The following is a 12,857-nucleotide window of genomic DNA, read 5'->3' on the forward strand; positions in this document are numbered from 1 at the left end:
CTCGCGCACGCCGACGGTCAGCGCAGGCCGCGTCCCGTGTCGAGGACCTCGCGGGCGCGGGCGGCCAGGCCGTCGGCGCCGCACGACTTGGCCAGGGTGAGGCCTCGGGTGAGTTCCGCGACCGAGCGGGCGGCGATGCCGTACTCGACGCGGGCCACCGCGTGTTCGTACGCGCAGGGCGACGCTTCGAGATACGTGACCGACTTCGCGTAGAGCGTCAGGGAGCGCTGGCCGGTCTCCAGGGCGGCTTCGCAGCGCAAGGCCTCCCCGATCGCCGTGTCCGTGCCGAAGCGCTCGGCCTGGAGCCGGGCGTCGGCGGCCAGTTCCCTGGAGCGCTTCGGGTCCTCGGTGGTGAGCGCGCGGGCCAGGTCGCAGGCCCAGGGCGCCATGATCGTGTTGTGCCCGCCGCGGGCGGTGGCCGCCTTGGCCGCCGCCTCCAGCTCGTTGACGCCCTCCTCGGTGCGGCCCGCGGCGATCAGCAGGCGTCCGCGGACGGAGTGCGCGTCGGGCAGGACGATCGTGGAGGGGTAGGGCGGGCCGAAGGAGTAGCGCTCCGCGATCTCCATCGCCTCGCCGATCCGGCCGCGGGCCACGAGCGTGTCGATGAGCATGCACGCCGCGTCCCAGTGCATGGGCAGGCCGCGGCCGACGCGGTCGGCCAGGCGCAGGCTCTCGCGCAGGACGGCCTCGGCGTCGGTGAGGCGGCCGCGCCTGCGGTGGACGTAGCCGACGAAGGCGTGCGCGAGCGCCAGATGGCCGCCGCTCCAGCCCGCGGTCTCGTAGACGCGTACGGCCTCGGTGAACAGGCTCTCCGCGCGGTCGAGCCGGTCGGCGAAGAGATAGGCGCTGCCGAGCATGGCGAGGAGTTCGAAGCCCCACTCGGAGTCGGTCCAGCCGAGGCCCGGCGCGAGGCGTTCGTTGACGAGGGAGCGGTCGCAGAGCTCGACCACCTCCTCCGCGTTCTCGCCGCGCGTCATCGCGTCGAAGGCGCGCAGGACGAGCAGGACCCGCTCGGGGTTGTCCCGGCCGGTGAGGGAGCCCGCGAGCGCGGCGAGACTGCGGGAGCGGCCCGGGGAGTCCTCCTCGCCCGCGTGGATGCCCTCCCACATGTAGCGCATGGCCTGGAGGCGGAGGCGGGCCGGACCCGGGTCGAGCCGCGCGGCCTCGGCGTCGATCTCGCGCAGCGCCTCTTCCAGCTGGTTGTTGTGGACGAGGGCCTGGGACAGCCGGCACACGGCGTCCACGCGCGCGTCCCCGTCGAGGCCCGGGTCGGTGTCGAGCGCCTGGCGCAGGTAGCCGATGGTGACGGCGGGCGAGGTGAGGAGGGTGGCACAGCCCAGCTCGTAGAGCAGTTCGGACCGCACGCCGGGCAGCGGCGGTTCCTGGAGGGCGCGCTCCAGACAGCGGCGGGCGGCCTCCGGGGCGCCGACCGCGAGGTGTTCGCCGGCCGCCGCGCGCAGCTGCTCGACGAGTTCGGGGTCGTCGTCCGGGTGGACCTGGAGCAGATGCCGGGAGGCGGCCGCGGCGCCGTGGCCCGAGGCGGTGACGGCCCAGGCGGCCTGTCCGTGCATGGCGGTGCGGGTGGCCGCCGGGATGGAGCGGTACACGGCGCTCGCGATCAGCGGGTGCACGAACTCCAGCCTCACGGAGCCGTCTTCGTACGTCGCGTCGGTGAGGATGCGGGCGGCGCGCAGCCGCACGGCGCAGCGGCCGGCCTCGCCCGGCGTCATCCCGGCGAGTCGCGCCGCGAGGTCGTGGGCGATCCGGGTGCCGAGGATGGCGGCGGCCCAGGCGAAGCGCGTCGCGTCGGTGCCGAGGCCTTCGAGGCGGTCGACGAGGCCGCGGCCGCGCGCCGACTTGTTCAGGGCGCGCAGCTCGCCGGCCGAGCCCTCCGCGGGTTCGAGTTCGCTGTCCTGGACCTTGGCCAGGAGCTCGACCGTCTCGTACGGGTTGCCGCCGGTGACGGCCCACACCTCGCGGCAGAAGGGGGCGTCGGCGTGCTCGCCGAGGGTGGCGCGGGTGAGTCCGGCGGTGGCGTCGGGGGTGAGGGCGTACAGGGTGGTGCGGGGCCGGGCGGCGGCGCCGACGGCTTCGAGGTGTCCGGTGGAGGCGGCGGTCGCCTCGCCGTCGCGGTGGGCGACGACCACGAGGACGGGGAGGTCGTCGAGGCGTTCGGCGAACGCGGAGAGCCAGTGGAGGGTCTCCTCGTCGGCCCATTGCGCGTCGTCGACGAGCAGGACGAGCGGCCAGTGCAGCCGGGCGAGCCGGGACACGGCCGCGACGAGTCCGTCGCGCACACCCTGCGGGTCGGCCTGGCGGCCGCCCGGTTCGGCTATGCCGAGGGCGGGGCCGGCGATCTCGTACCAGTCGCCGAAGTACTCGCGTGCCTCCTCCTGCGAGAGCGCGAGGAGGGCGGGCTGCAGCAACTGGCGTACGACGTTGAAGGGGACGGAGGTGACGGTCTCACCACCGCGGGCCGACCAGACCGTGGCCCGTCCCGCCGCGATGCGGCGCACCTCTTCGAGGAGGGCGGTCTTGCCGATGCCCGCTTCGCCTCTGAACACGACGAGGCTGCCCGACGACGCCGCGTCCCCGCAGAGTTCGCCGAGCGCCCGCTCGACGTCCGCGATCTCCTTGTCCCGCTCCCACAGGGCGGCCGAGGCGGCTCCTTCAGGCCGACTCCGCGTCATCCCGCACCCTCCCGAAGTCGCTCAACCGACGTACAGATGTCGAGAGTAGCCGGAGCCGGGGGGTTGTGGGTGGGGGTCTGCGCAGGTCTTCGCCGTAAGTGGGAGGGTGCCCTTCCGGAACCGGACCTGCCCCCTCTCATGCCTCTTTCACGCACGCCTCATACTGTGGCGCCCATGACCCAGGTGACTCCCCCCGGCTGGTACCCCGATCCCGGCCAGAAGCCCGAAGGCCCCCGCACCGAACGCTGGTGGGACGGCAGCGTGTGGACGGAGCAGACCCGTGCCGCCGAGGCCGGCGCCGCGCCCGCCCCGCCCGCGTACGCGCCGGCGGCTCCCGGCGCGCATCCGCAGGCGTACGGCTATCCGCAGACCCCCCAGCCGCAGGGGCAGTTCGGCCACCCCGGATACCCGGGCTACCCCGCGTACCCGGAGCCGAAGCCGAGACGCGGCCTCAAGATAGCCATCGCCGCCGGTGTCGCCGTAGTGGTCCTCGGCGGCATCGTCGGCGGGGTGTACGCGCTGACGTCCGGGGACGGCGACGGCAAGAGCGACCGGGCCGACTCCTCGTCAAGTCCCTCCACTTCCCCGGGACTTCCTCAGGGGCCGGAGGACGGGACGGGCGGCAGCGGAGGCAGTGGCGGATCCGGTGGCCCCGGTGGCCCCGGTGGCTCCGGTGGCTCCGGTGGCTCCGGTGGCTCCGGTGGCGAGAGTGGTGCTCCGCAGGCGCCGGGTTCCGGCGACGGTTTCGCCGCCGACCTGGTCAACGGGGTGTCGATGCCCGTGCTCGACGGCTGGACCGGCGGCACGACGAAGGGCGGCAACGCGGGGGTGACGACCGGCCCGTACGCCTGCCCCGGCGACACGAAGCAGCAGTGTGTGCGCGGCGGCGCGTTCTCGGCGTCGGCCGAGGCGCTGAAGCTCAAGGCGACCGGCGCGGAGGCCGCGGCCAAGGAGGACATCTCCAAGAACGCGCAGGAGTCCTACGGCGGCGCGATCTACGGGAAGATCACCTCGCACAAGGAACTGGCCTCCAAGGCCGTCACCGTGGCGGGCCGGCAGGGCTATCTGGTGCGCTGGCAGGTCGTCACGGCCAAGGGCGACGACGGCTACGTCGAGTCGCTGGTCTTCCCCGCGCCGGCCAACCCCAAGTCGCTGGTCGTCGTCCGTTTCGGCATCGACGTGAACGACAAGGCGCCGGACGTGACCTCGATGGACAAGATCACCAAGGGCATCAAGAAGTCCGCGATCGCCGAGGGCGGCGGCAACGGGCAGGACGTGTAGGGCCGCGCACAACACGTGTAGCACCCCGTAACAACCCGTCGGGCGCCACAGGGGGAAAGCCCAGGGGCCGGGCGGGTCCCACTCCGCTCAAGGAGGGACCCGCCCGGCCCGGGGGTGCGCGCCGCGCCCGTCCCCACGGTGCGGCGCGGGCAGACCGCCGTCCGGTCATCCCGACAGACGGCGGTCTCCCGTTCAGGTGGCTTCGCTCAGGCCGAGTGCGGGCAGCACCACGGCGTCGACGAAGCGGGTGAGGTAATCCGCGTCCGCGTACCGGCCCTCGAGGACCGGGCGGATGCGCTGCACCCCGAGCAGTTGGGCGGCCAGGAACTCGACGGCCGGATGGTCCGCGGCGATCTCGCCGCGCGCCACGGCCCGGTCGACCATCGCCCCGAGCGCGGCCAGCTCCGGCTCGACCAGGGCCTCGCGCAGCGCCCCCTGGAGTTCCTCGTCACTGAGGACCGCGTGGCCGAGAGCCTGGACGAGCTGAGTGTCGCGTCCGGCCTGCTGCGCCGCCGCGCGAGCGGCCGAGCGCAGGTCGCCGGCGAACGTACCCGTGTCGACACTGGCGAACTTCACGCAGCGTCCCGCCCGCAGTGCGGCGGCCACGAGCTGCGGCTTCGTCTTCCACTGCCGGTAGAGCGTGGACTTGCTGCAGCACGCCTGGGCCGCGACGCCCTCCATGGTGAGCGCCTCGTAGCCGTTCTCGCGGAGCTGGTCGAGGACCGCGTCGTAGAACTCCCGCTCGCGCTCCGGAGTGATCTTGGAGCGGCGCGAAGTGGTCACTGATGTGCCTGCCTGCTCCTGGGACTCCATGGCTCTTCTCCTCGCGATCTTCACTATCGATACGCCAGTGTACCGGTACGCCAGCGTTTCGGTACACTGGCGTATCGATGAGCGCGGTTCACGCCGTGCTCACCTCCGCATCACCGCACCACCCAGTCGTCATGAAAAGGGGCCGGGGGATGAATTCCCTTACCGAGCCTGCCGAACCGGAGCCGGACACAGCCGGCCGCGAGACGGACGCCGTCGGCCACCAGCCGGATGTCGTCGCCCGCCCGCCCCTGGTCCGGGAGCTCCTGCTGGTCGTCGGACTGTTCCTCGTCTACAAGTTCGGCAGGCAACTGGCCAATGGCCACACCGGCGAGGCGTTCCACAACGCGCACCGCGTGTGGGACCTCGAACGCGCCGTCCATCTGCCGGGCGAGGGCGCCGTGCAGCATGCCCTGCTGCACAGCGACGGCCTCGTCCACATCGCGAACACGTACTACGCGACGGTGCACTTCCCGGCGACGGCCGCCTTTCTGATCTGGCTGTATCTGCGCAGGCCCCGGCACTACATATGGACGCGCCGGGTACTGGCCGCCCTCACCGCGGCGGCCCTTGTGCTGCACCTCACCTTCCCGCTGGCCCCGCCCCGGATGCTGGCCGCCGCGCACCTCGTGGACACCGGGCAGGTGTACGGGCCGACCGTCTACGGCGCGACGCCGCAGACCGACTCGATGGCGAACCAGTTCGCCGCGATGCCGTCCCTGCACTTCGGCTGGGCCCTGATGGTCGCCGTCGGCCTCATCGCCGCGACCCGCTCCCGGCTGCGCTGGCTGTGGCTGCTGCACCCGGCGCTCACTCTGTTCGTCGTCGTCGGCACGGCGAACCACTACTGGCTGGACGCGATCGTGGCGACGGCTCTCCTGGGCATCGCGCTCGCGGTGATCCGGCTGCCCGGCACCACTCGGGCCGCGAAGCCCGGTCAGTCCATCGGCCGGCACCTGCTGCCCGCCCCGCGCGCCGCGGCCTCGTTCACGGCGACCGCGGAGGCCATGGGCGCGGCGATCCCCGCCCCCTGGACCCCGGCGCGTCAGCGCGGCGGCTCCCTCTCCGCGTCCGAGGTGCTCGCGCGCATCCCGGTGTCGGTGACGGCGGGCTCCGCGTCCGCCGTCGACGCGCCGGTCGCGTCGGTCACCTCGGGAGCGGCACGTCCGGGGCGCACAGTCCTCACGGCGTCAGGAGCACACCGGTGAACGCCACCCTCCTCGCCGTCGCGCTCTCCCTCGTCTCGGCGGTCGCCTACGCCGCTGCCGCCGTCGCCCAGGAACGCCTCGCATCACGCACCGCGGGGACCGACTCGGGCGTCCTCGGCCTGCTCGGCACGGGCGCCTGGTGGGGGACGGTCCTGCTCAACGCATCCGCCGCGCTCCTGCATGTGGCGGCCCTCAAGTACGGCCCGCTCACCCTCGTACAGCCCCTCGGCGCGCTGACGCTCGTCGCGGCCGTGCCGCTCGGAGCGCGCTTGGCCGGACGGCGCGTCCTGTCCGTCGAATGGCGCGGCACCGCGCTCACGCTCGCCGGGCTCGGCGCGCTCCTGCTCACGGCCTCGGGCCCGGCCCCCGACGACACGCTCAGCCTCGGCGAGGCGCTCGCCGTCGCCGGTGCGACGGCCGCCCTGATCGGTCTCCTGTCGCGGCGCGGCGCGAAGCCGGGGCTGCGGCACGCGACGGCCTCCGGTCTCGCCTCGGGCATCGCCTCGGCGCTCGCCCAGACCGTGACCGTCGCGGTCACCGACCGGACGGGGCCGCTGCTCAGCGTCAAGGTGATCGTCGTGGCGCTGCTGATCGCCGCGTTCGCGGCGGGCGGCCTGCTCCTGTCCCAGGTCGCCTACCGCGGTGGCCTCGGCGCCCCGCTCGCGATGGTCACCCTCTCCAACCCGGTGGCCGCGGCGATCATCGGCGTCACGCTGCTCGGCGAGCGGCTCCAGGGCGGGATCACGGGGATTCTGCTCACGGCGGCGGGGGCGACGCTCGCGGCCCGCGGCGTCCTGCTCCTCACGCGCACGTCACCGGAGAGCCAGGAGACCCGAGAGACTCCGGAGGCTCGACCGCAGCCGTCGCTCACGGCGGCGGAACCGCTGCCCGAGCTGCCGCCCCGCGTGGCGGAAGCGGGCCCGGTCGCGAGCCTGCCCGGGCTGCCGGGCCTGCAGAGCCTTCCGCCGATGCCCGTACTGCCGGGCACGGTGGTCGTCCTGCCGTCGATCCCGCCCCAACCGGAACCGGGCGCGCTCCAGGCGTCCTGACGGCGACCCCCCTACGGCCTCCGCATGACGCGATCCGCTTTACGGGTCCCGCGTCACGGCTTGCGAGGCGCGGGACGCGTCCTCATCCCGTCCAGCGTGATGCCGAAGACCCGGTCGCGCTGCTCGGTGTCCACGTAGGCCGCGCCGGTGACGCCGGAGATCAGGCGGAGCAGGTCGTCGAAGGACATGTCCTCGCGGACCTCCCCGGCGGCCTGCGCGCGCAGCAGCAGCGGTTCACCGGCGTCGATCATGGCGCGGCGGCAGGAGACGAAGATGTCCGACTCACCGCTGAGTGCGTCCCTGATGGCGCGCTTGGTGACGGTGTAGTCCACGAACCGGCGCAGCCACGTGGCGAGCCCGTCCCACGGCGGGGCGTCCGCGAGTTCGTCGGCGAGCCGGCACAGGGCGTCGACCTCTTCCGCGTAGACCGTCTCGAAGAGGTGCCTGCGCGTGGGGAAGTTGCGGTACAGCGTGCCGATGCCGACGCCGGCCTTGCGGGCGATGTCCTCGAGCGACGCCTCCGCACCCTTCTCGGCGAACGCGTCGCGGGCCGCGGCGAGGAGCGAGTCGAAGTTGCGGCGCGCGTCCGCGCGGCGCGGGCGCTGGGCCGCGACGATCCCGCCGACGAGTTCCCTGTCCGTCATGCGTGCCACTCCCGGGGTGAGACAGCGCGGGCTGCCGAGGTTGTACCGGAGGCATCCCTCCGCTATCGTTATCCAAGTCGAGGGATGCCTCCACTTTAGCAGTCGGCGCACCCCGCTTCCCGCCGCACAGTGCTGCGGTCAGACCGGTCGAGACAGCCGGATCCCACCATCCTCCCAGCTCGCGCGCGCCGGCGGACCGCGGCCCTTGCCGCAGGTCACGCCGGTGTGCCCGGCCACCTTCCGTTCAGAGAGACACCGCCTTGAACCGGAATCGCACGATGTCCCCTCGCACGACCCGGAATCCCATGTCCCGGAATCCCAAGGCGCCGAGCGCGGCGCCCAGAAGCTCCAACCGCCTCACCTTCGCGGTCCTCGCGACGGGTGCCGGCGTGTTCTCGATGATGCAGTCGCTGGTCGCCCCGGCCCTGCCCACCGTCCAGCACGCGCTGCACACCAGCCAGGCCACCTCGACCTGGGTGATGACCGCCTATCTGCTGTCCGCCTCGATCTTCACGCCCATACTCGGCCGGGTCGGCGACCTCGTCGGCAAGAAGCGCACCATGGTCGCCGCGCTCGTCGCGCTGACCGTGGGCTGTGTGCTCGCGGCCCTCGCCCCGAGCATCACCGTGCTCATCGTCGCCCGCGTCGTCCAGGGCATCGGCGGCGCGCTCTTCCCGCTGTCGTTCGGCATCATCCGCGACGAGTTCCCCGGCCACCGGGTCAGCCCCAGCATCAGCAACCTGTCCGCCGTCATCGCGGCAGGCGGCGGTGTGGGCATGGTCGCGGCCGGGCCGATCGTGGGCGCGCTCGACTACCGCTGGCTGTTCTGGCTGCCCGCGGCCGTCGTCGCGGTGACGGCGCTGATCGCGTACCGCTACGTTCCGGAGTCGCCGACGCGCGGCACGGGACGCGTGAACTGGCTCGGCTCCGTGCTGCTCTCCGGCTGGCTCGTCGCCCTGCTGCTGCCCATCAGCCAGGCCACGTCCTGGGGCTGGGCATCGATCGAGGTCGTCGGTCTGCTGACCGCCGCCGTGGTCCTCTTCGCCGCATGGGTGCTCGCCGAGGCGCGCTCCGCGAGCCCGCTGATCGACCTGCGCGTCATGCGGCTGCCCGCCGTGTGGACGACGAACACGGCCGCGCTGCTCTTCGGCGCGGGGATGTACGCGGTGTGGTCGTTCCTGCCCGGGTTCGCCCAGACGCCCTCGTCGGCCGGGTACGGCTTCGGGGCGAGCGTGACGGGCGCGGGGCTGTTGATGCTCCCGATGCTCGTGGCGATGTTCCTCGCCGGGGTGCTCAGCGGCCGGCTCGAACCCGCCGTAGGGGCGAAGGCCCTGCTCACCACCGGCGCCGCGCTGGGCGCGGTCTCCTGCGCGATGCTCGCCGCCTGGCACTCCGAGCAGTGGCAAGTCGCCCTCGCGGCAGGCGTGTTCGGGCTCGGCATCGGGCTCGCGTTCGCGTCCATGGCGAACCTGATCGTGCAGAGCGTCCCGGCGGCGCAGACCGGCGCGGCCACCGGCATGAACGCCAACATCCGCACCATCGGCGGCTCGATCGGCGCCGCCGTGATGAGCAGCCTGGTCACGGGGCACCTCCAGGCGTCGGGACTCCCCTACGCCTCCGGGTACACCCACGGCTTCACGCTGCTCGCGGCGCTGTGCCTCGCCGCCGCGCTCGCGGCGCTGCTGGTCCCGGCCGCGCGCCGGTCGGGCGGACCGCACGTCCCGGCCGCGCACGGGACGACGGCCGGGGCGGACGAGCAGGCGGGCCTGGAGCAGCCCACGTCCCGGTGAACCGGCGCCCGCCAGGGCCTCCCGTTGGGATCAGGCCGGATCAGGGAGCGGGGTCATGGGGGTCCCCCCTGCTCGAACGCAGCCGAGAGCTCGGGGGGTTCGGCGACTGCCGACAACGCCGCGAGGTGCGGTGCCAGACCCTGCGAGCCCGGCATGATCCAAACGAGAGGCCCTGGGCGCCGGCCCGGTCAGCCGAAGCCGCGCGCGTCCTGCTTGAGGGCGGTGTCCACCGTGAGGGCGGTCGCCACGACGAGGCTCAGGAGCGGCTCGGGCAGCTGGTAGTGGATCTGGAGGACGTAGTTGTCCGCGGTCGTGAACATCGTCTTGGCGAGTCCCTCCCACGTCTTCGTGATGCGGGCGACCTCGTTGTCGGCGTGGTCGACGATCGCGAAGTTCCAGGCCCGCCAGTTCTCGGCCTTGATCGCGCCGATCTGCTGGCCGTTCACGTTGATCCCGAAGTTGATCTTGCCGATCATGTTCTGCTGGACGATCTCGCCGACGGGCGAGCCGTCCGGGCGCTCCACGACGACACGCGACTTCATGAACTTCGCGGGCCGCGTCATGACGAGCTGCGGCTGCCCGTACGCGTCGCGGATCTCCAGCTTGTGGGTCATGAACTGGTCGAGGCTGGAGACGAAGCGTGCGACCTTCTTGAGGGTGCTCTGGCCGACCTGGACGACGGAGCCGATCTGGGCGCCGTTCTGATCCATGACGGTGTACTCGTTCGTCAGCTCGATCAGCTTGGCCTTCTGGTTCACCACCAGGATCGGCTCGGTGAAGAGGCTGCCGCCGCCCTGCGCGGTGGGCGCGACACCGGCCTGGTGCTGCACCTGGCGCTGCACCTTGGCGGGGTCGACGTACTGCTGCTGCGGGGCCTGCTGCCCGTACGGGCCGGTCGCGTGCTGCTGCTGCTGCTGCGCGAACTGGCCCTGGACCGGCTGCTGCACATGCTGCTGCTGAGGCTGTCGCTGCGCCTGCTGCGGGACCTGCTGGCCCGCGGACTGCTGCACAGGGCTGGTGTGCTCGGTCCACTGCGCGCCGTCCCACCACCGCAGGGTCTGGGGCGCGCCCTGGGGGTCGGGGTACCAGCCTGCCGGGGTGTTCGAATGCGTCGTCACCCGGGCACACTATCGCGCCATCCTGTGATGGCATCCAGGCCGGACAGATGTGACGTACGCCGCCGCCCGAACCGGTACGGAACGGGCAGCGGCGCGATTTTCGAGTGTCGGCGAGGTCTTCGAGATCTAAGCCAAGCCCTTACGGGTCAGACCGTGAGGATCCCGGGGTCGCTCACGCCGGCCTGTCCGTTCTCGACATGGCCCGCGAGGCGGCGCAGGTACGTGCTGTCGCTGTCGGCGGTCACCTTCAGGTCGTACCAGCGCTTGGTCGCGCGCAGGTCGACGGTCTGGGTGACGGTGGCACCGGCCCGCACCGTGTACGTCTGCGGCTGTCCGCCGTAGGCGTTGGTCACGGTGAGGTGGACGTCGGCGCCGGTGGGGTTCGTCAGCGTGAGCGTGAGGTTGCCCGTGCTCGCGTCGTGGCGGGCGGTGAGCCCGGGCTCGGCGACCGTGTTGGTGCCCTTGAAGGCGCGCAGGAACCCGTTAGGGCCGTGCACCGTGAGGTCGTACTTCCCGGCGGAGTAGGTCGAGTTCCAGGCGTCCGAGATCGACTTACCGGCCTCGGTGGAGTACGTCCAGGGGCCGTCGGTCCGGTTGAGCGACCTCACCTGGAACGCCGCGCCCGCGGAGGGCCCGCCGCTGAACGTGAGCTGGAACTTGCCGGTCGACGGCGTGGAGACCCCGTCGACGTAGGGCGCGTACGGCAGCGGGCGCGCGGGCCGGGAGCCCGACTCCTGCTTGGGCAGCACGGGGCTGGCCGGCGGCTTGGGCACGTAGCTGTTGTGCCGGTCGTGGTCCGGCGGCAGGTACCCGGCGGTGCTGGGCAGTTGTGCCGGGGTCGTGTTCGTGAGGGAGAAGTCGAACGCGGAGGAGAGGTCGCCGCAGATGGCGCGGCGCCACGGCGAGATGTTGGTCTCCTTGACGCCGAAGCGCTTCTCCATGAACCGCAGGATCGAGGTGTGGTCGAGCGTCTCGGAGCAGACGTAGCCACCCGTGGACCACGGCGAGACGACGAGCATGGGGACGCGCTGGCCGAGCCCGTAGGGGCCCGCCGAGTAGCTCGCGTTGCCCTTGAAGTAGTCGAGCGTGGTGTCGGCGGTGGACAGGCCCTGGTTGGCGGAGGCGGGGGCGTACGGCGGCACCACGTGGTCGAAGTAGCCGTCGTTCTCGTCGTACGTGATGAACAGCGCCGTCCTGCTCCACACGTCCGGGTTGGACGTGAGCGCGTCGAGGACCTGCGAGATGTACCAAGCGCCGTAGTTCGCGGGCCAGTTGGGGTGCTCGGAGAACGCCTCGGGCGCCGCGATCCAGGAGATCTTGGGGAGCTTGCCTGCCTTGACGTCGGCCTTCAGGACGTCGAAGTAGCCGTCGCCCGCCTTGGCGTTCGTGCCGGTGCGGGCCTTGTCGTAGAGGGGGTCGCCCGGCTTCGCGTTGCGGTAGTTGTTGAAGTAGAGGAGCGAGTTGTCGCCGTAGTTGCCACGGTAGGCGTCGTCGATCCAGCCCCAGCTCCCGGCGGCGTCGAGGCCGTCGCCGATGTCCTGGTAGACCTTCCAGGAGACCCCGGCCTTCTCCAGGCGCTCGGCGTACGTGGTCCAGCCGTAGCCGGCCTCCTGGTTGCCGAGGACGGGCCCGCCGCCGGTGCCGTCGTTGCCGACGTGGCCCGACAGCATGTAGTAGCGGTTGGGGTCGGTGGCCCCCATGAACGAGCAGTGGTAGTCGTCGCACACCGTGAACTTGTCGGCGAGCGCGTAGTGGAACGGGATGTCCTGGCGCGTCAGATACGCCATCGTGCCCGTGCCCTTGGCGGCGATCCAGTTGTCGTACTTGCCGTTGTTGAACGCGCTGTGGCCGCCGGCCCAGTCGTGGTCGAGGCCCGCGATGAACTGCATGCCCAGGTCCGCCGCGTCGGGGTGGTAGGGCAGGACCTCCTTGGCACCGCTCGCCTGGTTCCACACGGGCTTGCCGCTGGGGAGCGTCACCGGTCGCGGGTCGCCGAAGCCGCGGACGCCCTTCATCGTGCCGAAGTAGTGGTCGAAGGACCGGTTCTCCTGCATCAGGACGACGATGTGCTCGATGTCCTGGACAGTTCCCTTGACGCGGGCGGCCGGGATGGCCGCGGCGCGGTCGATGCTGTTCGACAGGGCGGTGAAGCCCGCGGTCGCGCCCGCTATCTGCAGGAAACGCCGCCGGTTGAGTTCAGGCATGGGTGTGGGGCCTCTTGGGTGTGTGGGGACAGAAGCGAACAGAGTGTTCCAAGAGGACCGGTC

The 12,857-nt window shown here is 72.2% G+C and carries 9 protein-coding genes; 4 read left to right on the plus strand and 5 right to left on the minus strand.

Translation table 11 applies throughout. The annotated features are described in order from the left end of the window. Positions 1-17: 17 nt before the first annotated feature. The gene (locus OG698_RS11845) at positions 18-2,690 is read right to left on the minus strand and encodes an ATP-binding protein (protein WP_406103045.1); all 2,673 of its coding nucleotides are present in this window, start codon (positions 2,688-2,690) and stop codon (positions 18-20) included. Between the two features lie 174 nt (positions 2,691-2,864). Here OG698_RS11845 and OG698_RS11850 point away from each other — a divergent pair, with 174 nt between their 5' ends. Further along, positions 2,865-3,971 carry a DUF2510 domain-containing protein gene (locus OG698_RS11850; RefSeq protein WP_406103046.1) on the plus strand — a complete coding sequence of 369 codons (1,107 nt, stop codon included), beginning with the start codon at positions 2,865-2,867 and terminating at the stop codon, positions 3,969-3,971. 192 nt (positions 3,972-4,163) lie between these two features. Here the strand turns inward: OG698_RS11850 and OG698_RS11855 are convergent, their stop codons facing one another. Next, entirely contained in the window at positions 4,164-4,784 is a 621-nt protein-coding gene (locus tag OG698_RS11855) for a TetR/AcrR family transcriptional regulator (protein WP_100591641.1), read from the minus strand. A gap of 149 nt (positions 4,785-4,933) precedes the next feature. Between OG698_RS11855 and OG698_RS11860 the strand changes: the two genes are divergently transcribed. Together OG698_RS11860 and OG698_RS11865 are read left to right on the plus strand one after the other, a co-directional pair. Continuing rightward, entirely contained in the window at positions 4,934-5,989 is a 1,056-nt protein-coding gene (locus OG698_RS11860; protein WP_406103047.1) for a phosphatase PAP2 family protein, read from the plus strand. Further along, positions 5,986-7,038: a hypothetical protein gene (locus OG698_RS11865; protein ID WP_406103048.1), complete on the plus strand. Its 1,053-nt coding sequence runs from the start codon at positions 5,986-5,988 to the stop codon at positions 7,036-7,038. Before OG698_RS11860 ends, OG698_RS11865 begins: the two co-directional genes overlap by 4 nt. A gap of 53 nt (positions 7,039-7,091) precedes the next feature. On the opposite strand, the gene OG698_RS11870 is transcribed toward OG698_RS11865, so the two are convergent. Continuing rightward, positions 7,092-7,682 carry a TetR/AcrR family transcriptional regulator gene (locus tag OG698_RS11870; protein WP_406103049.1) on the minus strand — a complete coding sequence of 197 codons (591 nt, stop codon included), beginning with the start codon at positions 7,680-7,682 and terminating at the stop codon, positions 7,092-7,094. Positions 7,683-7,987: 305 nt separating this feature from the next. Between OG698_RS11870 and OG698_RS11875 the strand changes: the two genes are divergently transcribed. Continuing rightward, a complete protein-coding gene (locus OG698_RS11875; RefSeq protein ID WP_406103050.1) occupies positions 7,988-9,472 on the plus strand; it encodes an MFS transporter in 1,485 nt (494 codons plus the stop codon). A gap of 188 nt (positions 9,473-9,660) precedes the next feature. Here the strand turns inward: OG698_RS11875 and OG698_RS11880 are convergent, their stop codons facing one another. Further along, positions 9,661-10,590: a phospholipid scramblase-related protein gene (locus OG698_RS11880; protein WP_406103051.1), complete on the minus strand. Its 930-nt coding sequence runs from the start codon at positions 10,588-10,590 to the stop codon at positions 9,661-9,663. A gap of 146 nt (positions 10,591-10,736) precedes the next feature. After that, a complete protein-coding gene (locus OG698_RS11885; protein WP_406103052.1) occupies positions 10,737-12,794 on the minus strand; it encodes a phosphocholine-specific phospholipase C in 2,058 nt (685 codons plus the stop codon). Between the last annotated feature and the right edge of the window lie 63 nt (positions 12,795-12,857).

This window comes from Streptomyces sp. NBC_01003, from assembly GCF_045162695.1.
Classification (GTDB): domain Bacteria; phylum Actinomycetota; class Actinomycetes; order Streptomycetales; family Streptomycetaceae; genus Streptomyces.

Coding starts and splice junctions, on each gene's coding strand:
- OG698_RS11845 (WP_406103045.1), bottom strand. CDS start 2,690: ATGACGCGGAGTCGGCCTGAAGGAGCCGCCTCGGCCGCCCTGTGGGAG.
- OG698_RS11850 (WP_406103046.1), top strand. CDS start 2,865: ATGACCCAGGTGACTCCCCCCGGCTGGTACCCCGATCCCGGCCAGAAG.
- OG698_RS11855 (WP_100591641.1), bottom strand. CDS start 4,784: ATGGAGTCCCAGGAGCAGGCAGGCACATCAGTGACCACTTCGCGCCGC.
- OG698_RS11860 (WP_406103047.1), top strand. CDS start 4,934: ATGAATTCCCTTACCGAGCCTGCCGAACCGGAGCCGGACACAGCCGGC.
- OG698_RS11870 (WP_406103049.1), bottom strand. CDS start 7,682: ATGACGGACAGGGAACTCGTCGGCGGGATCGTCGCGGCCCAGCGCCCG.
- OG698_RS11875 (WP_406103050.1), top strand. CDS start 7,988: ATGTCCCGGAATCCCAAGGCGCCGAGCGCGGCGCCCAGAAGCTCCAAC.
- OG698_RS11885 (WP_406103052.1), bottom strand. CDS start 12,794: ATGCCTGAACTCAACCGGCGGCGTTTCCTGCAGATAGCGGGCGCGACC.